This is a genomic window from Pseudomonas sp. MDT1-17 (assembly GCF_054898105.1).
Map to the genome: position 1 here is coordinate 4700950 of NZ_JBUBVM010000001.1, position 22979 is coordinate 4723928.

At 63.0% G+C, this 22979-nt stretch carries 2 protein-coding genes; both read right to left on the reverse strand.

Going from position 1 to position 22979, the window contains the following annotated elements; all coding sequences use genetic code 11:
- Positions 1–44: 44 nt before the first annotated feature.
- Positions 45–11807: a non-ribosomal peptide synthase/polyketide synthase gene (locus ACYZTX_RS21875; RefSeq protein WP_462035808.1), complete on the reverse strand. Its 11763-nt coding sequence runs from the start codon at positions 11805–11807 to the stop codon at positions 45–47.
- Positions 11807–22780, reverse strand: coding sequence for an amino acid adenylation domain-containing protein (locus ACYZTX_RS21880; RefSeq protein ID WP_462035809.1), 10974 nt, complete (start codon positions 22778–22780; stop codon positions 11807–11809). Before ACYZTX_RS21880 ends, ACYZTX_RS21875 begins: the two co-directional genes overlap by 1 nt.
- Between the last annotated feature and the right edge of the window lie 199 nt (positions 22781–22979).

Below are 22979 nucleotides of genomic sequence, written 5' to 3' on the forward strand. Positions count from 1 at the left end.
ACAAATAGGTCGATAACCGGGCGCGGTGAAACACCCGGCTGTTTTCAAATGATCGCCAATCGGCGTTCCAGCAAGTCTTCAAGCGCGTCGAGCAACTCATCACCGCGCAGCAACTCGTAGTGCCCACCCGCCAACAAGCGATCAACGCCGTGGCTACCGACCTGGGCCTCGAACACCCGGCGTTCGTCGTCGCGCTCGACCACCCACCAGCGATGCGCTGTGACCTGAATCGCCGGCAGTTGCCGATGCGCCAGCGCCAGTTGCTTGAGACGTGAGCCGGTGGTGAAGATCTGCGTGAGTTCCCCAGCACCCAACGCGGCTTGCTCATTGGAACCGTGCAGGGCCGCCTCGATCACCGCGGTGGCACCGTCGCGCTCACTCAAGCCAGCGGTTTTCAACGCAATCAGCGCCTGAGCCTCATCAGCGGGCAGACCGAGCACAAACGTCAGGAAGTTGCCCAGGTCCTCGCGCCAGCCCCCCGCTTCCGCGGTGCCCGCCACGTAGCTGTCGACCAGCCCGGCAAACGCCACCGCCTCACCTTGGGTTTCCAGTTCGTGAGCGACCAGTTGCGTCAACGCGCCGCCCAAGGACCAGCCCAGCAAGTAATACGGCCCCTTGGCCTGCTGGCTGCGAATCCGTTGCGCATAGGCTTGAGCCATCGCCAACAGCGACGCATCCTGCCAGTGCGGATCGAGCAGCATGCGGCATTGCAGGCCGTACACCGTGCGCCGGCCCTCCAGTCGACGGGCCAGCGGTTCGTAGTCGAACACCGTGCCGAAACCGGCGTGCAGGCAGAACAGCGCCGGCACGTTGGGGATTCGTGCATTCAGCGCCAGCAACGGGTCCGGCGCAGACGCCGGCTCGGCAGCCTGATAGCCGCTGAGTTCCGCGATGCAGGGTTTCTGCATCAAGTCGCGCAGTTTCAACTCGAAGCCCAGTTGCGGCTGGCTGCGCACCCGTGAGATGACTTTGAGCACCTGCAACGAGTCGCCGCCGAGTTCGAAGAAGTTATCGTCGATGCCCACTTGCGGCACGCCGAGCACCTCTTGCCAGATCGCGGTCAGCGCCGTTTCCAGCGCATTGCGCGGTGCGCGATAACCGCCGAGCGCCCATTCCGGCGTAGGCAGTGCGCGACGGTCGAGCTTGCCGTTGGCCGACAGTGGGAAGCGTTCCAGCACCAGGATACGCGCCGGCACCATGTAATCGGGCAGTTGCGCTTGCAGTTCAGCCTTGAGTCGACGATCCAGCCCCGTCGCGCCCGCCGCAACAACATAGCCAACCAGTTGTTTGCCAGTCGGTGTGTCATGCACCACCACGGCGGCATCCTGCACGCCGATGCGGTCGCGCAGTCGGGCTTCGATTTCGCCCAGTTCGATGCGGAAACCACGGATCTTCACTTGCTGGTCGAGACGCCCCAGGTAGTCGATCAATCCGCATTCACGCTGGCGCACCAGGTCGCCGGTGCGGTACATGCGGCCACCGGCCTCGAACGGATCGGGGATGAAACGCTCGGCGCTCATGCCGGGACGCTGGTGGTAACCGCGCGCCAGGCATTCGCCGCCCAGGTACAACTCGCCGCTGACACCGACCGGCAACGGATTGAGGTCGGCATCCAGCACGTACAACCCACGTCCGGCCACACCACGGCCAATCGGCGCATACGCCGCGTCGCAGGTTTCGCTGACCTCGGCACGCCACAACAACGGCGTGACCACGGTTTCGGTCGGGCCGTAACCGTTGACCAGACGCTGCGGACGCAGAGTCCGTTTGACCTGCTCGAAACTGGCCTCCGGCACCGCATCACCGCCAAAGCAATACACCTCGACCGCCGGTGGATTGCCCAAACATTCAGCCACTTCGGCCATCTGTTGCAGGTACGCCGGCGGGAAGCAGGCCACGGTGACGCCGTGACGCTGCAGCACTTGCAGGGTTTGCTCCGGGGTCCACACACTGTCATCGCGGACCACCAGACTGCCACCGGCCAACAGCACACTCAGCCAACGTTCCTGAGCACCGTCGAAGGCGAACGACATGAAGTGCAACTCGCGGCTGCGCGGTGCCAGTTCGTAGAGCTCGATGATGCCGCGGCAATGCCGGGCAATCGGTCCGCGCGCCACAGCCACGCCTTTCGGTTGGCCGGTGGAACCGGAGGTGTAGATCAGGTACGCCAGATGCCCCGGCAGCGGATTGGAAACCGGGCACTCGGTGTTGCCAGCAACGGCCAGTTGATCGAGCAACAGACGTGGCGGGCTATCAGCCAGGGTCAGTCGTTCGCCCAGATCACTGTCGCAGAGCAACAGACTGGCCGCCGAATCCATGAGCATGTAAGCCAGCCGCTCGGCCGGGTACGCGAGGTCCAGAGGCAGATACGCCGCACCTGCTTTAAGCACCGCGAGGAACGCGACGATGGTGCGTTCGGAACGCGGCAGCGCCACCGCCACCAGGCTTTCCGGCCCGATGCCGCGACCGATCAGTTGCTGTGCCAGACCATTGGCCTGAGCCTCAAGCTGTGCATAACTGACTTCCCGATCCTCGCAGATCAAGGCGATTTTCTGCGGTTGCGTGCGTACATGCTGATTGAACGCTTGCAGCAAATCGGCGTTGTCGTCGGACACCTGCGGCAGACTCAAACGCGCTTCAGGCAATCCGATGTTGCCAAGCAGACGCGTGGCATCCTCCGGCAACGCTCGCAGCAAACCTTCAAGCTGCGCACGAATCCGCTGCACTTCCAGCTCGCTGAAGCGATCCCGCAGGAACAGGTATTCGACTTCCAGGCCTTCTTCGTTGGCGCTGACCATCAAGTCCATCGGGAAGTTGGTCACCCCGCCGCTGCCGACTTCGGCAAAGCGCAACTCACCTTCCTCGCCCCCTTTCAAGGCGCGGTCCACCGGATGGTTTTCGAACACGATGATGCTGTCGAACAAGCCCTGGCCACCCTGCCCGGCCCAGCGCTGAATGTCCGACAACGGCGTGTGTTCGTAGTCGCGGACCATCAGGTTGTAATCCTGCAAGTCGCGCAGCCACTCGCCCAACGACTGTTGCGGATCGAGGGTCTGGATCACCGGCAAGGTGTTGATGAACAGGCCGAGCATGTCTTGCGCACCGGCCAACCCGGTAGGACGCCCCGCCACTGTGGCGCCGAACGCGACACTGCGCTGACCGCTGTGGCGTTGCAGCAGCAACAGCCACGCGCCTTGCACCAGCGTGTTGAGGGTTACGCGTTGACGCTTGGCGAAGGTGTGCAGTTTGCGCGTCGCCTCGGCGTCGAGGTTGCTGTACATCACGCCGTGACCGGAACCTGTCGCACCGGAAGCCTTGGCCAGAATGGTCGGCTCTTCGAGCAATGCCAGGCGCTCGCGCCAGAAGCCTTCGGCCTGCGCACCGTCCTGACGTTGCAGCCAGGCAATGTAGTCGGCATAGCGACCGGTCAGGGTCGGCAGGCTGTCGTTGTGGTACAGGCGCAGCATGTCGCCCAACAGCCGCGAGGCACTCCAGCCGTCCAGCAGCAAGTGGTGGTAAATCCAGATCATCTGGTAACGGTCATCGCCCAGACGAATCAGAATGAAACGCATCAACGGCGGGCAGCTCAGGTCGAAGCCTTTTGCCTGCTCTGCCGCCGCCAGTTCGCTCAGCGCCTGCTTGGTGTCAGTACGGTCGCGCCAGTCGAGTTCTTCGATCGGCAACTCAACGTCGGCGAACACCGCTTGCAGCGGATCGGCCAGACCATCACGCCAGCGGAACGCCGCGCGCAGCACTTCATGACGTTCGACCAGGGTCTGCCAGGCCGCGCGGAAACGCGGCACCTGCAAACCGTCCACTGCCACGCTCAACTGGTTGACGTAGGGGTTCAGCTCCGGCGAATCGAGGCAATGGAAGAGCATGCCTTGCTGCATCGGCGACAGCGGATACAGATCTTGCAGACCCTCGCGGCCAGCGATGTCGATGTGCGGCACCAGCGCGAACGCCGGGACTTTCGGCGCTTCGATCAACGCCGCTTCACGGCTGCTGGCGACTGCAGCCAGAGCGCGAATCGTCTGCTCCTCGAACAGTTGCTTCGGACTGAACACCAGCCCGCGCTGCCCGGCACGACTCACCGCTTGCAGGGAAATGATCGAGTCACCACCCAGTTCGAAGAAGTTCTCGGTGACGCCCACCGAATCCAGCCCCAACAGCGCTTGCCAGATTTCCACCAGCAACGCTTCGGCCGGCGACGCGGCGGCCACTTGATCGTGGTTCTGACGAGTGGCTTCAGGCGCCGGCAGGCCTTGGCGATCGAGCTTGCCGTTCGGCGTCAGCGGCAACGCGGCCAGGCACATCAAGTGCGCCGGCAGCATGTGCGCCGGCAGACGGCTGCGCAGGTGCAACGTCAGCGCTTCACGCAGATCCTGCTCATCAGCGAGCGGATCGCGCGGCACCACATAACCGACCAACTGGCGGCTCACCGGGCCTTCGCGATCGATCACGAACGCTTCACGCACGCCTTCGTGTTCCAGCAGGCAGGCTTCGATTTCGCCGAGTTCGATACGGAACCCGCGAATTTTCACTTGCTGGTCGATACGGCCGAGGTATTCAACCACGCCATCGGCACGGAACCGCGCGAGGTCGCCACTGCGGTACAAACGTGCGCCCGGCACGAACGGATCGGGCACGAAGCGTTCAGCGGTCAGGTCCGGACGTTGATGATAACCACGCGCGACACCCTCCCCCCCCAGGTACAACTCGCCCGCCACGCCAACCGGCAATGGCTGCAAGCCGCCGTCCAGAATATAGGCGCTGCGGTTGCCGACCGGCCGGCCAATCGGCATGAATGCCGAGTCGAATTCAGTATCGGGATACGCCAGCCAGATCAGCGGCGTAATCACCGTTTCGGTCGGGCCGTAGCCGTTGATCAGGCGCTTGGGTTGCAGCACCTGCTGGACTTCATCGAATGCGTGCTTGGCCATCCCTTCACCGCATGGGGTGTAGGAGCGGATCGGCAGATTGCGCCCCGCTTCGCCCATGAAATCGGCCATCTGCAACAGATAGCTCGGGGTGAAGCAGGCGATGGTGATGCCGTGCTTTTCGATCTCCGCACACGTGCGCTCCACGCTCCACAACTCGTCGTCGCGCGGCATCACCGCCGAACCGAAAACTAGCGGCGTCAGCCAGCGTTCGTGGGCACCGTCGAAGCTGATCGAGGCGAATTGCAGCTCGCGGTCATCCGGGGTCATGCCATACAACTCGCCGATCGACAGGCAATGCATGGCCAGTGGACCGTGCGCCACGCAGACGCCTTTCGGCCGCCCGGTGGAGCCCGAGGTGTAAATCAGGTACGCGAGGTTTTCGGCGCAGGTCAGGTTGACCGGGTTGGTGTCAGCCATAAACTCCAGCGGTTCGCGGTCGATTTCCAACACCGACAAGCCTTCCGGCAAGGGCAGTTTTTCCCGCAGCCACGATTGGCTGATCAGCAGCGAAATCCCGCTGTCTTCCATCAGATAACGCAGGCGTTCGGCCGGGTACGCCGGGTCCAGCGGCACGTAGGCGCCGCCGGCCTTGAGGATCGCCAGCAGGCCGACGATCATTTCCGGCGAGCGCTGCATGGCCAGGCCAACCCGCACTTCCGGGCCGATGCCCAGTGCGCGCAGGTGGTGGGCCAATTGGTTGGCGCGACGGTTGAGGTGGTCGAAGCTCAATTCGAGGTCATTGAAGATCAGTGCCGTGGCGTCCGGTCGGATGACGGCCTGCGCCTCGATCATCTGATGCACGCAGAGCGGGTTTTCCGTCGCGGTGAATGCTGGGTTCCATTCCAGCAATTGCTGCGCACGCTCCGGCGCGGTCAGCAGGTCCAGTTCACTCAAGGCAGCGTGTGGCGCGGCGACCATCGCCGCCAGCAGCGCGGCCAGATGCTCGCTCATGTGGGCAATCGCTTCGCTGCTGAAATGGGCGCACTGGTAGCTCCAGTTCAGGCTGAGCTGACTTTCGGCAGTGGCCGCCAGGGTCAGCGGGAAGTTGGTGCGTTCATGGCTCTGAGGAATCGAGAAGCTCAACCCGGCCGGCGCGCCCTGTTGCAGCGCTTCGGCTACCGGGAAGTTTTCGAACACCAGCAGGCTGTCGAACAGCGGCTCACCGGCACGTCCGGCCCAGCGCTGAATGTCACCCAATGCGGTGAACTCATGCTCACGCAGTTCCAGGTTCTGCGCCTGCAAGCGGGTCAGCCATTGACCGACGCTTTCCACTGCGTCCGGGCTGCTGATCACCGGCAAGGTGTTGATGAACAGGCCGAGCTGGCTTTCGGCCCCCGGCAAGTCCACCGGCCGCCCCGCCACGGTCGCGCCGAACGCGACGCTGCGTTGACCGCTGTAGCGTTGCAGCAAGAGTGCCCAGGCACCTTGGACCAAGGTGTTGAGCGTCACTTTTTGCTGACGGGCAAACTCGCTGAAGCGTTTGCTGGTGGCGACATCGAAGGTCTGGCGGTGGTCGGCAAAATCCGTTGCCGACAGGTTTTTACTGTTGCCATGCGCCAGGCTCTGCGCCAACAGGGTCGGGTTGTCGAGGGTCGCCAGTTGCTCGCGCCAGAAGATCTCGTCGGCGTGAGCATCCTGACGTTGCAGCCAACCAATGTAATCGGCGAAACGCCCGGTCGGTGCCTGCACGTCTTGCCCGGCATAACGCTGCAGGACTTCGCTCAACAGCAGCGAATTACTCCAGCCATCGAGCAACAGGTGATGGTGGGTGTAGATCAGTTGCTGACGCTCATCGTCCAGTCGTACCAAGGTCAGGCGCATCAACGGCGCCTGGGTCGAATTGAGTTGCAGGCGTTCGCTGTCGATCAGCTGTGCCAGCGCTTCGGTTTGATCGCAGCGATCGCGCCAGTCGAGGCAGGTCAGCGGCAATTGCAGATGACGGTGGACCAATTGCACCGGTGCTTCGAAGCCGTCGGGGAAGTGGAAGCTGCTGCGCAAGATCGGATGGGTGTCGAGCACCGCTTGCCAGGCGAGGCCCAGTCGTTCGGCGTCGAGGCCACGGGCTTCGACGCTGAGCTGGTTCACGTACGCGCCGGAATCGGATTCGTACAGGCTATGGAACAGCAAACCGGCCTGCATCGGCGACAGCGGATACAGGTCTTCGATCTGCGCCGGCGGCACTGGCAGTTCGTCGAGTTGCGCCTGGGTCAGACGCGCCAACGGAAAGTCCGCCGGGGTCACGCCACCTGCGCCATCGCTCAGGCAATGGGCGATCAGCGCCAGCAACTCAGCGCGGAAATCCGCCGCCAGTACTTCGATCTCGCGCAGGTCGAAGCATTCGCGGCTGAAGGTCCAATCCAGTTTCAGCTCGCCGCCATACACCTGGCCATCCACCGACAACCAGTTCGGCAACGGTGCGTCGGCCGATTGCGCGGCACCGCTGGATTCGCGAGCCGGAGTGAACAGCGCATCCTCGGCGAAGCTCTGGTCGAATTGCCCCAGATAGTTGAACGTCACCCGCGCTTGCGGCAGCGCGGCCAACGCCGCTTGGGTCGTCGAATCGCCCATGTAACGCAACAGGCCGTAGCCCATGCCTTTGCCGGGGATTTCGCGCAGTTGTTGCTTGATCGCCTTGATCGAACCCGCAAGGTCAGCGGTCGGCGTCAGGCGCACCGGGAACTGACTGGAGAACCAGCCAACTGTGCGGGTCAGGTCGATGTCGTCGAACAGCTCTTCGCGGCCATGGCCTTCGAGCTGAATCAGCGCCGATGCGTGGCCGGTCCAGCGGCTCAGGGTGCGAGCCAGCGCGGTCAGCAGCAAATCGTTGACTTGCGTGCGGTAGATCGCTGGCGCCTGTTGCAGCAACCGACAGGTCTGTTCGCGGTCAAGACCGATGCTGACGCCCTGGCGCAGATGCCCGGCCTGACTGGCCTCGGCATTGGCCGCTGGCAATGAATCATTCGCGAGGCTCAGTTGCGACTGCCACCAATTCAGTTCGCTGGCGGCGGCATCGGAGCGTGCATGGGCATCGAGTTTCTCCGCCCAGGCCTGGAAGGCGCTGGTCTTCGGTGGCAGGTCTTGCCCTTGATAAGCGGCCTGCAAATCTTCCAGCAACACCCGCCAGGACACACCGTCCACGGCCAAGTGATGGATCACCACCAGCAAACGCTGCGAACCATCAGCCTGGGCGATCAACGCAACCCGCAACAGCGGACCGTCTTGCAGGCTGAGGCTGCGTTGCGCTTCATCACACACCGATTCCAGCGAGGCATCGCTGGCCACGCGAGCGGTCCAGAGCATGTCGATCACGTCGGCGCTGTCGGCCCCGACATAGCGCGCCCACCATTGGCCGTCGACCTGACTGAAGCGCAAACGCAGCGCATCGTGCTGCTTGAGCAGGCGTTGCAGCGCAGCTTGCAGGCGCGGCAATTCGAGGGTTTCGCGCGGCACCAGCAGCACCGCCTGGTTCCAGTGAGCGCGTTGCGGGATGGGTTCGTCGAAGAACCAGCGCTGAATCGGCGTGAGTGTTTGCACACCGTCCACCGGTCCTTGTTGCGCCAGCGGTGCCGCTTGTTCCTTCACTACCGCAGCCAGTGCTTGCAGAGTCTGCTGCTGGAACAGGTCTCGCGGTTGCAGGTTCAGGCCGGCGCGGCGGGCACGGCTGACCACCTGAATCGAAATGATCGAGTCGCCGCCCAGTTCGAAGAAGTTGTCCTGACGGCCGACCTGCTCCACGCCCAACACGTCCTGCCAGATCTGCGCCAGCGCCTGTTCGTGTTCGCTGCGCGGTGCTTCGAAGGCACGCTGGCTGACTTGCGCGGTCGGCGCAGGCAGGCGTTTACGGTCGAGTTTGCCGTTGGGGCTCAGGGGCATTTGCTCGATCAGCATGGTTTGCGCCGGCACCATGTAATCCGGCAGGCTCGCCAGCAGATGGCCTTTCAGGGATTCGCGCCATGCGCCTTGCTGCTCGGCATCGGCGTCCAGCAGTGCACGATCCTGCGGCACGATGTACGCGACCAATTGTTTGCCGCTCGGTCCATCGAGGGCCAGCACCACGGCTTCCTGCACGTCGGCATGCTCTTGCAGGCGCGCTTCGATTTCGCCCAGTTCGATGCGCAAACCGCGAATCTTCACCTGGTGGTCGATACGCCCGCAGTAGTCGATGGCGCCGTCAGCGCGATAGCGCGCCAGGTCACCGGTGCGGTACAGACGCTCGCCGCTGCCGAACGGATCAACGACAAAACGCTCGGCGGTCAGCGCGCCACGACGGTGATAACCGCGCGCCAGGCCGACGCCGCCGAGGTACAACTCACCCACCGCGCCGAGTGGCAACGGCTGCAGTTCGCTGTCGAGGATGCAGGTGCGCAGGTTGGCGATCGGCCGACCGATCGGCACGCTGTCGCGGCCCTCTTCCACGCAGGTCCAGTGGGTCACGTCGATGGCTGCTTCGGTCGGGCCATAGAGGTTGTAGAGATTGGCTTGCGGCAGGCGGCGCAGGGTCTGGCGTTGCAGCTCCATCGGCAGTGCTTCGCCGCTGCAAATGATCCGTTGCAGCGAGGTGCAGGCCAACGCCTCGTCGGCACCGATAAACGCCGAGAGCATCGACGGCACAAAGTGCAGCGTGGTGATCGCCTGCTCGACGATCAACGCGGCGAGGCGCTGCGGATCGCGATGCTCGCCCGGCGCGGCGATGACCAACGTGGCGCCCTTCATCAGCGGCCAGAAAAACTCCCACACCGACACGTCGAAACTGAACGGCGTCTTTTGCAGCACGCGGTCGCTCGGCAGCAGGTTGTAGGCTTGCTGCATCCACGCCAGACGGTTATGCAGCGCCACATGGCGGTTGCCGGCGCCTTTGGGTTTGCCGGTGGAACCGGAGGTGTAAATCACATAGGCGAGGTTTTCGGCGACCGCAAGGTTTGCCAGATCGGTGCCCGGCAGATCGCTCAGCCAATCGGCTTCGCTGTACAGGCACACGGTGCGCACGTTGTCCGGCGTCGGCAATTGCGCCAGCAGATGTTCCTGAGTCAGCAACAGCGAAATATCGCTGTCTTCGATCATGTAGCTCAAACGATCGAGCGGGTATTCCGGGTCCAGCGGCACATAGGCGCCACCGGCCTTGAGAATCGCCAGCAGACCGACAACCATTTCGAATGAGCGGTCGCAGGCAATCCCAACCAGCACTTCCGGGCCGACACCCTGGGCGCGCAGGTGATGAGCCAAACGGTTGGCGCGCAGGTTCAACTCGGCGTAACTCAGGCGCTGGCCCTGGAACACCAGCGCCGTCGCTTCACCGTCTTCAGCCACGCGCGCTTCGAAATGCCGCTGCACGCAGACTTCGCCCGGATAATCCTGAGCGGTGTCATTGAGGCCATCAACAATACGCCGACGCTCGCCGGCATTCAGCAACGGCAACTCGGCGAGCGGGCATTGCGGGTTCGCCAGTACCCCGGCCAACAGATTGCGCCAATGACGCGCTAAATGCTCGATGCGCTCGGCGTCGAACAGATCGGTGGCATACGTCAGGCTGGCGAACAGCTTGTCGCCCTCTTCCTGAGTATCCAGTTGCAGGTCGAATTGTGTGGTGTGCGCCGTCGCGTTCAGTGCTTCGACTCGCAGACCGGCAAGTAAACCGCTGACCGCTGCCGGTATGGCTTGCTGGTGGTTGAACATCACCTGGAACAATGGGCTGTGGCTGAGGCTGCGTTCACCTTGCAGCGCCTGCACCAGACGCTCGAACGGCAAGTCCTGATAATCCTGGGCATCCAGCAAAGCGGTGCGAGTCTGATCGAGTAATTGGCTGAACGGCAGACGCCCATCGAGCTCGGCACGCATCACTTGAGTGTTGACGAAGAAACCGATCAGACCACGGGTTTCCGCGCGATTGCGGTTGGCAATCGGCACGCCGACGCGCAAATCGGACTGACCGCTGTAGCGATAGAGCAACGCCTGGAAGCTCGCCAGCAACAGCATGAACGGCGTAACACCGCGCTGTTTGGCCAGGTTCATCAGCCCGCTGGCCAAGGTCGCATCGAGGGCGAAATCCAGTCGCGCACCGCGCTGGCTCGGTTGCGCCGGGCGCGAGCGGTCAGTCGGCAATTCCAGCAGCGGTTGTTCGCTGCCCAGCGTTTCGCGCCACCAGTTGAGCTGACGTTCCAGCTCGCCCGCTTCCATCCAGCGGCGTTGCCACATCGCGTAATCGGAATACCGGATCGGCAACGCTTCCAGCGCTGCGTTCTGGCCTTGGCAATGCGCGGCGTAGAGCCGGGAAAATTCTTCCACCAACACGCCCATCGACCAGCCATCGGTGACGATGTGGTGCAGGGTCAGCAACAGCACGTGGTCTTCGGCATCCAGTTGCAACAGGCTGACCCGCAACAGCGGACCGTGCTGAAGATCGAACGGCCGGGCAATCTCCTGCTCGACCGTTTCCATCGCCAGATCGAGACGTTGATCCTGAGGTTCATCGCGCAGGTCGATCTGTTCGATCGGCAGCGAGGTGAACCCGGCCAGTGTCTGCACCACCTGACCGTCGTCCTCGACGAATCGGCTGCGCAGGCTCTGATGACGTTCCAAAAGCACGTCGAAACTTTGCTGCAACGCCGCGACATTCAGCGGCCCGTGCAAACGCAGGGCGGCAGGAATGTTGTACGCCGAACTCTGCGGATCAAGCTGCCAGAGGAACCATTGGCGTTGCTGCGCGTACGACAGTTCGAAGGTCGTTTGCGGATCGGCAGCGGGCGGAATCGGCAGTTGCCCGAAGCTCACGCCCTGCTCTTGCATGCGTGTCAGAAACTCGCGGCGCTTGTCGGCAGGCAGACCGGCGAAGCGGCTGGCGATGCGCTGGGCAGTGGTGTGCTCCATCAGTTGATCTCCATCTCGTCGAGTAGCGACTCAAGCGCATCAAGACGTGCATCGTTGTCAGCCGGGGCGTGTTGCCCGGCCATGGCGGCATAAGCCTGAAGGTCGGTGGATTCGAACAGCGCGCGCAGCGGTAGCTCGATGCCCAGTTCCAGTTCCACACGGGCACTGGCTTGGGCGGCGAGCAACGAATGCCCGCCCAATTCAAAGAAGTTGTCGCGCCGGCCGATTTGCGCCACGCCCAGCACGCTGGCCCAGATGGCTGCCAGTTGCCGTTCGAGATCGCCCTCGGGGGCCTCGAACGGTCGCTGCCATTCCTGGGCATCGGGCACCGGCAAGGCCTTGCGGTCGAGCTTGCCATTACCGGTCAGCGGCAAGGCATCGAGCAGCAGCCAGTGGCTCGGCACCATGTAATCCGGCAGATCAACTTTGAGCGCGACGCGCAGGTTGTCGCGCCAGGCGATCGGGTCATGCGGGGTTTGCTCGGCCACCACGTAGGCGCACAGCTGCGGCCCGCTTTCGCCCGCATGTACGCTCAACACCGCTTGGCGCACGCCCGGCTGGGCCAGCAGTGCGGCTTCGATTTCGCCCAGTTCGATGCGGAAGCCACGGATCTTCACTTGCTGGTCAATCCGCCCGAGGTAATCAATGCTGCCGTCGGCACGCTGACGCGCCAGGTCGCCGCTGCGATAGAGACGCTGGGATGCGTCGAACGGACTCGGTACGAAACGCTCGGCGGTGAGGCCGAAACGTCCGTGATAACCGCGCGCCAGACCGGCGCCGGCGATGTACAGCTCGCCCGCCACACCCACCGGCACCGGTTGCAACTGGCTGTCGAGCAGGTACCAGCGCAGGTCGCGGATCGGCAGGCCAATCGGGCTTTGGGCCTTGCCGTCGAGGTCGGCCAGGCGGATGGCGCGGTAGGTCACGTGCACCGTGGTTTCGGTGATGCCGTACATGTTGACCAGGGTTGGCTGTTGGTCGCCGAAGCGCTCGAACCACGGACGCAGGCTCGCGACTTCCAGGGCTTCGCCGCCGAAAATCACCTGACGCAACGCCAGGTTTCGCTCGCTGGCGCAGGCAATCGGCAACAGTTGACGGAAAGCAGTCGGGGTCTGATTCAACACCGTCACGCCCTCATCACAGAGCAAGCGGTGGAACGCTTGCGGCTCGCGGCTGATGTCATACGGCACGATCACCAGACGCCCGCCAGTGCACAGCGAGCCGAACAGCTCCCACACCGAAAAGTCGAAGGCGTAGGAATGGAACAGCGTCCAGACATCGTCCGGGCCGAAGTTGAACTTGTCAGCGGTGGCGGTGAGCAGACGCCCGACGTTGCCATGGCTGAGCAATGCGCCTTTTGGCCGGCCAGTGGAACCGGAGGTGTAGATCACGTAGGCGAGGTTTTCCGCGGACGCCAGCGCTGGCAAGTTGTCGGCGCTGTAGTCGTCCAGCTGCAACGACTCCAGGCTCAGCACTTGCACGCCGTCGCGGGACGGCAAACCGTCGATCAGGTGTTGCTGAGTCAGCAGCAGCGTGATGCCGCTGTCGTCGATCATGTAGCTCAAGCGCTCGGTCGGGTAGTGTGGGTCGAGCGGCACGTAGGCGCCGCCGGCCTTGAGAATCGCCAGCAAGCCAACCACCAGCGGCATCGCCCGCTCGGTGGCGATGCCGACCCGCGCCTCTGGCCCGACGCCCTGTTCACGCAGTTTGCACGCCAGTCGATTGGCCTGAGCGTTGAGCGCGGCGTAGGTCAGTTGCTCGCCTTCGTAGACCAGTGCGATGGCGTTCGGCCGTTGTGCGGTTTGAGCTTCGAACAACTGATGCAAGGTCGGCGATTGCGGTTGCGCCTCAAACGCAGGGTTCCAGTGCTGCACCAAAGCATCCCGTTGCAAACGGTCAATGATTGGCAGTTCGGCGACGCGCTGCTGCGGATCGGCGACCACTGCTCGCAGCAGGTTCAGCCACTGCTCGGCCAACCGCTCCATAGAAGCCGCGTCGTACAGGTCAGTGGCGTAGGTCAGGCTGGCATCGAGTTTGTCGCCCAGCTCCTGAGTATCGAGTACCAAATCAAACTGGGTGGTGTGTTGCTGCCAGTGCAGACGCTCGACCTGCAAGTCGGCAACGTTGCGCTCGACGCTCGCGCCCAACTGCTGTTGATGGTTGTAGAGCACCTGGAACAATGGGCTGTGATTGAGGCTGCGGTCGGGCTGCAAGGCGTCGACCAACTGCTCGAACGGCACGTCCTGATTGGCCTGCGCGCCCAATGCCACCTGTTTGACCTGTTGCAGCAACGCGCTGAAGGCTTGCTGCCCATCGATCTCGGCACGCAGCACTTGAGTGTTGATGAAAAAGCCGATCAGGCCTTCGGTTTCGAGACGCGAACGACCGGCGCTCGGCACGCCGACACTGATGCTCGACTGCCCGCTCTGGCGATGCAGCAAGGTCTGGAAACTCGCCAGCAACAGCATGAACAAGGTCACTTGTTGTTCCTGGGCGCGTTGACGCAAACCGGCCAGCAACTCGCGATCAACGTTGACCGTCAGGCTGGCGCCGCGCTCGGTGCGACGGGCCGGGCGGGTCAGTTCACTTGGCAACTCGAGCGGTGCCTGGCTGCCGGCCAGTTGCTCGCGCCACCACGTCAGTTGGCGGGCACCCTCACCGGCCTCCAGCCAGTCGCGCTGCCAACGGGCGTAGTCGCTGTAGTTCACCGGCAGGCTGTTGAAGTTGGCGGCGCTACCTTCGACGGCAGCCTGATACAGCGCGCTGAATTCATCGACCATTACCTGCATCGACCAGCCATCGGCGGCGATGTGGTGCACGGTCAGCACCAGCACGTGTTCGTCGGTGTTTACTTGCAGCAGCAATACGCGCCACAGCGGGCCGTTGCGCAGGTCGAACGGGCGGGCGATTTCTTCTGCGACGGCACTGTCGATCGAAGACTCATCGAGTGTGCGTTCTTCCAGTTGCAGCGCCAGGTCATCGTGGAGCACCGGACGCGCCTGCTGACCATCCTGTTCGAAAGTTGTGCGCAGGGTGTGGTGACGGGCCTGCAATTGCGCAAAGGCTTCGCGCAGGGCTTCGCGGTTCAGCGATCCCTTGAGACGTAGCGCGGCGGGAATGTTGTAGGCCGAGCTCTGTGGATCAAGCTGCCAGAGAATCCATTGGCGCTGTTGGGCGTACGACAGGATTTGTGGTTGATCGACCGGTGCACGCTGCAGGAGCGGTTGGCCGCTGGCGTTCGCCAGTGCGGCACGCTCGGCAAATTCCGCCAGATTGGCGGCGGAGAACAGGCTGCTTACGGACAGCTCAAGTTGCAGTTGCTGACGCACGCGAGAGATCACTTGAAGCACCAGCAACGAGTGCCCGCCCAACTCGAAGAAGTTGTCGTCGCGGCCCACTTGCTCGACCTGCAACACTTCCTGCCAGATCTGCGCGAGTTGCGTTTCCAGCCCTTCAGCCGGGGCTACGAACGCCCGTTGCGCATCGCCCGCCTCAATATGCGGCAACGCTTTGCGGTCGAGTTTGCCATTGTTGTTGAGCGGCAATTTGGCCAGCAGGATCAGGTGGCTTGGCACCATGTATTCCGGCAGCGACTGGCGCAAAACGGCCCTGAGCCCTTCCAGATATTCGGCCTGAGAAACCGTCGCACCGTTGGCCACGACATACGCCACCAGTTGCGTCCCGTCCTGAGCAATGACGGCCGCTTCGCGCACGTCGTCCCGTGCTTGCAGGCACGCTTCGATTTCGCCCATTTCAATGCGGAAACCGCGAATCTTCACTTGATGGTCAATGCGGCCGACGTATTCAAGATTCCCTTCAGCGTTGTAACGCGCCAGGTCGCCGCTTCGGTACAGGCGCGCGCCCGGCTCACGGGCAAACGGGTCTGGCAGGAAACGCTCTGCGGTCAGCGCCGGGCGGTCGAAGTAGCTTTGCGCCAGGCTCGCCGAGGCGCCGATACACAATTCGCCGACGCCACCGTTTGGTATCAATTGACCGGCCGCGTCCACCACGTACAGCGCCCGACCCGGGATGGCTCGACCGATGGGAATGCCAAACGCGTCGCTGGCATCGATCAGTCGGCATTCATGAACGCTGGACACCACCGTCGCCTCAGTCGGGCCGTAGGTGTTGAGCAAGCGCACGTGGCTCAAACCGGCTTGATGCCACAAGCGCAGACCTTCGACTGACATGGCTTCGCCGCCAACGTGAACCTGGCGCAAATCACCCAGGTTGCGCACCACACCGCTCGCACATTCACGGGCCAGCAAGTACCAGTAAGCCGCCGGCAAGTCCGCCACGGTCACGCCCTGCTGGACGATTTCGGCGGCGAGTCGGCCGGCATCCCACACGTCATCACCGCGCATGATCAACGCCGCACCGACGCACAGCGCCGGGAAGCACTGCTCGACGAAACCATCGAAACTGAAGGTCGCGAACTGCAACACGCGGTCGGACGCCGACAGCACCGAATAGTCGGCGGCGGTCTGGCAGAACTCGCGCAGCGCGGCATGGGCGATGGCCACGCCTTTAGGTTGGCCGGTGGAGCCGGAGGTGTAGATGATGTAGGCCAGATCGTCGGCGACCGCCTGGTTTTGCGGATTACTGTCGGGGTAGTCGCTGCTGTCTTCAAGGCTCAGACGCCGCACGCCTGGCACCTCTTCCAGCAGACCGGACTCGCACAGCAGCACGTCGAGACGGCTGTCGTCGATCATGTAAGCCAGGCGTTCGGCCGGGTATTTCGGGTCCAAAGGCACATAGGCTGCGCCGGTTTTGAGCACCGCCAGCAGGCTGACGATCAGTTGCGGACCCCGATGCAGCGCCAGACCGACACGCGAGCCTGGGCCGATGCCGTTGTCGATCAGGCGATGGGCCAGTCGGTTGGCGTGAGCATTCAACTGGGCGTAGTTCAAGGACTGGCCGTCCACCTGCAACGCCATCGCGTCTGGGGTAGCGGCGGCCTGAGCCGCGATTTGTTCGTGCACCAAAAATGCTGTGGATAACTCAACTGCAGCCGGTTGGCTGACAGCGAGCACAGCATTTTTTCCGGCCTCATCAAGCAACTCCAGCGTACCCAACGCCGCGTCCGGCAGCGCCATCAATTGCGCCAGCAGGTGCTGCAGATTGGCCGACAACTCAGTGACCTGAGCGGCACTGAAGCGCTCCGCGTCGTAGCTGAAGTCCAGGCTCAGGCCTTCTCCCAGCTCGATGCCCAGCGTCAGCGGATAGTGCGTGCGCTCGTGGTTGTGCAGATTGCCGAACGACAGCCCGGCCGGTGCGCCCTGTTTCAGCGCGTCGGCCACCGGGAAGTTTTCGAACACCAGCAGGCTGTCGAACAGCGCCGAACCCTGCTGCCCCGCCCAGCCCTGGATGTCGTAAAGCGGCACATGCTCGAACTCGCGCATGGCCAGGTTCAGCCCTTGCAGCTCGTCCAACCACTGGCTGACGGTTTGATCCGGCTTCATCGCGCACACCAGCGGCAGCGTGTTGATGAACAAGCCGAGTTGTTCTTCGATCCCCGGCAACGGCGCAGATCGGCCCGCTACGGTGGCACCGAAGACCACGCAATCCTGGCCGGTGTAGCGTTGCAACAAAAGACTCCACGCCGCTTGCAGCACGGTGTTGAGGGTGACCTTCTGCTGGCGGGCGAACTCGGCCAGACGCTGGGTCGCGCGACTGTCGAGTGCTACGCGATATTCCTCGCTGCCCTCGGCACCTACCGGAGGCCGCAAGGCTTCGGCCAGCAGCGTCGGGGCTTCAAGCGGCGCCAAGGCGGCTTTCCAGAACTGCTCGCCAGCGACGGCGGATTGCTGCTGCAACCAGCCCAGATAATCGCGGTATTGCCCGGCCGGCGCTGGCAGCGACTGGCCAGCGGCGTAGTGCTGGATCACTTCGGCGAGTAACTGCGCGTTGCTCCAGCCGTCCATCAAAATGTGGTGGCTGGTGTAGACCAGGTGCCAGTCATTGGCACCAGTGCGGACCAGCTTCAGGCGGAACAGCGGCGCGCTGCCCAGTTCGAAACCCAGGGCGCGTTCAGCGTCGGCCAGATCATCGGTGTCGGTCGCTTCAAGCACTTCAAGCGGCAGCGCCACTTGGCGGACAATCGCCTGATGCGCGGTGTCGAGACCCTGCCAGTGGAAACTGCTGCGCAGAATGTCGTGACGCTCCAGCGCGGTCTGCCAGGCTTGAGCGAAACGCAGCGGATCGAGGCCTTGAATGTCCAGACGCAGCTGACTGATGTAGGCGCCGACTTCAGGTTCGTACAGGGTGTGGAACAACATGCCCTGCTGCATCGGCGACAACGGATAAAGGTCTTCGAGAGTCGAGATAACGACCGGTAATGCATCGAGCTGCGCCTGCCTGATGCGCGCCAGCGGGAAGTCCGACGGTGTGGCCTGGTTTGCCTCAAGCGCGCAGCAATGCTCGATCAGCGCGTTGAGTTCCTGTGCGTAATCGTCCGCCAGACGCTGAATAGTCGCGGTGTCGAACATCTCACGGCTAAAGCCCCAGCTCAGCGACAACTCGCCGCCATAGACCTGGCCTTCGACCGTCAACCAGTTGCCCAATGGGGCCGAAGGATCCTGCGCCACACCATTGCCTTCGGTGGACGGCACGAACATCGCGGCGACGTCGAACTGACGGTCGAACTGCCCCAAGTAGTTGAAGGTAATGCGCGGTTGCGGCAACGCCGCCAGTTCCGCGCGGATCGCCGGCGTGCCGAGGTAGCGCAGCGCGCCGTAGCCCAGGCCTTTGTCCGGCATGCCCCGCAGTTGTTCTTTAATGGTTTTGATCGAAGCCGAGAGATCGGCGCATGGCATCAGATTGACCGGGAACAGGCTGGTGAACCAACCGACGGTGCGGGTCAGGTCGATGTCATCGAACAGGTCTTCGCGGCCATGGCCTTCAAGCTGGATCAGCGTGCTGCCCTGCCCGCTCCAGCGGCAAACCGCTCGCGCCAGGGCGGTCAGCAGCAGGTCGTTGACCTGGGTTCGATAGGCCGCCGGGGCCTGTTGCAGCAGTTTGCGGGTTTGCTCGGCGTCGAGCTTGAGTTCGAGTTTCTGTTCGAAGCGGTTTTCCAGTGCGCCGGTTGGGCGCTCGCACGGCAAATCGTCCGGCGCGTCGCGCAAGTGGGCCTGCCAGTGACCGAGGCTGTTTTCAAAGGCTGGAAGATGAGCTTGCAGACAGGTGACCCAGCGTTGATAGGTGCTGGTTTTCGCCATCTTCACGGTACTGCCGCTGTAGAACTGTTGAAGATCTTCCAGCAGCACGCGCCAGGAAACACCGTCCACCGCCAGGTGATGAATGACCAGCAGCAAGCGCTCAGTGCCGTCAGCCATCGCGACCAGAAGCGCCCGCATCAACGGGCCGTTCCGCAAGTCGAGACTGCGTTGGGCTTCGTCGCACAGGGCGTTGAGTTCTACGACCGATTGCGCCTGGCGCAGCCACAACACCGATTCAGTGGTCGGCGCCGCGTAGGTTTGCTGCCAACCTTCGGCGGTCTCCTCATAACGCAGGCGCAAGCTGTCGTGATGCGTCAGCAATTGCTCGAATGCGCGGTCCAGCGCCTCGACGTTCAATGCCTCGCGCGGTACCAGCAGCAGCGACTGGTTCCAGTGCTGACGCCCGGGGATCGCTTGCTCGAAGAACCACTGTTGCACCGGCGCCAACGCCACTGCGCCAATGGCCGGACCTTGGTCGATCAACGGCTGCTCGCCGCTGCGGGCGGCCTGGGCCAGGCTGCGGAGGGTCTGGTGCTGGAACAGATCTTTCGGGCTCAACACGATCCCGGCCTGACGCGCGCGGCTGGCCACTTGCATGGACACGATCGAGTCGCCGCCCAGTTCGAAGAAGTTGTCTTCAAGACCGACGTTGTCGAGGGTCAGCACGTCCTGCCAAATCGCCGCGAGGGATTTTTCCATCGCAGTGCGCGGCGCGACGTGTTCGCGTTGTTGCTCAGAGCCGTCAATCGCTGGCAAGGCCTTGCGGTCGAGTTTGCCGTTGGGGGTCAGCGGCAAGTATTCGAGGAACAGCAGAAACGCCGGAACCATGTAGTCCGGCAGGTGTTGACGCAGTGCAGCTTTCAGGGTTTCACGCAGGGTTGCCTGAGCGTCGATATCGCCCAGCAACGCCAGATCGGTCGGCACGATGTAGGCGACCAGTTGTTGACCGTTGACGCCGTCCTGCGCCAACACCGCCAGCTCACGCACGGCGTCCTGCTGCAACAGTCGCGCTTCGATCTCACCGAGTTCGATGCGGAAACCGCGGACCTTGACCTGATGGTCGATGCGACCGACGTATTGCAGCGTGCCGTCGGCCTGATACCGGGTCAGGTCGCCGGTGCGGTACAGGCGCTCGCCATTGCTGGAAAACGGGTTCGGCACATACTTTTCGGCGGTCATGCCCGGCCGCGCCAGATAACCACGGGTGATGCCAGCACCGGCCAGGTACAGCTCGGCGGACACGCCTTGCGGCACCGGCTGCAGGTCAGCATCGAGCAAATAGCTGGCGGTGTGTTTGAGCGGGCGGCCGATGTTTGCGCGACCACCGGCCTCGCGCCGGGTCCAGGTTGAGTACGTGGTGTCTTCCGACGGACCGTACAAATCGTAGACGTGTTCGACGGTCGGCTGCTGATACAACGCGTCCACCAGGCTCTGCTTCAGCGGTTCGCCGGCGAGGTTGATGATGCGCACGCTCGGCGGGATCTGCCCGGCGCGCTGCAACGCATTGATCGCCGACGGCACGGTGTTGATCAGGCGCACCTGATCCCGGGCCGGCAGTTGCGGCAACTCCAGGGCATTGCGGGCGATGATCACCGAGCCGCCGTTGGCCAGGGTGACAAACAGCTCCCACACCGACAGGTCGAAGCACACCGATGTCGAGGCCAGCACCCCTTGAATGTCTTCACGGCTGTAGACCGATTTCGACCAGTCGATCAGCGCCAGCACGTTGCGATGGGCGATGGCCACGCCTTTGGGTTTGCCGGTGGAGCCGGAGGTGTAAATGACGTAGGCGAGGTTATCCGATGTGACGCAAGTCACCGGCGCGTTGCCTGGGCAATCAGCCCACTCCATACCCTCCATCAGCAGGACTTGGGTGTCGGCGGCGACGGTCAATGTCGCGGCGACAGCCTGTTCCGTCAGCAGCACCACCGCGCGGCTGTCTTCAAGCATGTAGGCAACGCGTTCGGCGGGGTAATCCGGGTCCAGCGGCACGTAGGCGCCACCGGCCTTGAGCACGGCCAGCAACGCTACCAGTAAGCCTTCCGAACGCTGCATCGCCACGCCGACCCGGACTTCCGGGCCCACACCCAGCGCGATCAGCTTGTGGGCCAGGCGATTGGCCTGAGTGTCGAGTTCGGCGTAAGTCAGCTGCTTCGTGCCAAAGGTCACCGCCAATGCAGTCGGGTTAGCGATGACTTGCTGGCTGATCAACTCATGAATGCAGGCGTCTTGAGCGAAGCCTTCGTCAGCACGATTCCAGTCCTGCACGATGCGCTGGTATTCGGCGCTTTCAAGCAGCGGCAGATCACTGATGCGCTGTTGCGAATCGCTGACCATGCCTTGCAGCAAATGCGTCCAGTGTTGCGCCATGCGCGCGATGGTCGCAGCGTCGAACAGGTCGTTGGCGTAAGTCAGCGCCGCGTGCAGCTTGCCGCTCTTTTCATAGGTATCGAGGGTCAGGTCGAACTGGGTGGTGCGCCCTTCCCACTCGATCACGCCCAGCGCCAGACCGGACGCGGTGCTGACGGTGGAAATGTCTGCGACCTGCGGCTGGTGGTTGTACATCACCTGGAACAATGGCGTGTGGCTAAGGCTGCGCTCCAGTTTCAGCGCCTCGACCAAACGCTCAAACGGCAAGTCCTGATGGGCCTGGGCACCGAGGGCGGTTTCCTTGATGGCGCGCAGCAAGTCGTCGACCCGGGTTTGGCCGTCGAGCTTCGTACGCAGCACCTGAGTGTTGACGAAGAAGCCGATCAGCCCTTCGATTTCAGCTCGGTTACGGTTGGCGATCGGCACGCCGACGCGAATGTCGGTCTGCCCGGTGTAGCGATGCAGCAGCGCATTGAAGGCGCCGAGCAACAGCATGAACAGCGTGATGTTGTGCTTCTGCGCCGTGGCCCGCAGTTGCTCGGCCAGTTGCCCGTCGACCGCAAATTCGTAACGGGTGCCGCGATAGCTCGGCATCGCTGGGCGCGGATGATCGGTGGGCAGCTCCAACACCGGGTGCTCGGCGCCCAGTTGCGTCTGCCAGTAATCGAGTTGGCGCGCCTGTTCGCCGGCCTCCAGCCAGCGACGTTGCCACAACGCGTAGTCGCTGTACTGGATCGGCAATGGCGTGAGTTGCGGTTGCGCGCCCGCTTCGAAGGCGTCGTAGCAGCGGATGAATTCGTCGATCAGCACGTTCATCGACCAACCGTCGGAAACGATGTGGTGCAGGGTCAACAGGAGGACGTGTTCCTGCTCGGCGAGTTTGAGCAAGGTGATGCGCAGCAGCGGGCCAGCCGACAGATCGAACGGCAACACTGATTGCTGCTCGGCCGCGCGAGCCACTGCCTGCTCGCGCTCAATCGCCGGTAAAACGCTGAAATCCACCTGATCGATCACCAGCGGCGCGCTGGCCGGGACTTGCAGCAGGTTGCCGTCGGCCTGACGCTGGAACACCGTGCGCAAGGTTTCGTGACGTTCAACGAGGCTGGCGAAGGCTTGTTCCAGCGCTGACAGGTTCAACTGCCCGGTCAGACGCACCGCGCCCGGGAGGTTGTAGGCGCCGCTTTGCAGGTCCAGCTGCCAAAGAAACCACATACGCTGCTGGGCGTACGACAACGCCTGGCGATCGTCGGCTTCGACGCCGGCAGGAATCGGAAACCGGGCGAAATCAACGCCCTCCTTGTGCAAGGCCGCAAGGAACATCTGGCGCTTTTCCAGGGGCAACCCGATAAACCGGCGAGCAAGTTTCAAGGAGTCTTCAGCATTCATTTCTAAGCATCCGGATCAGTGGCGGGAAGCACAAAGGCACGTCGTCCCTATAAAACGAATGCAGACCGGAAAAATTAGCGAATGAGAACAAGTATCAGAAAGGAGGTAGAGCGCGGAGTGTCAGGGTGTCAAAAATCACTGTGGGAGCGAGCCTGCTCGCGAAGGCGGCGTGTCAGCCACCATTGATGTCGACTGATAA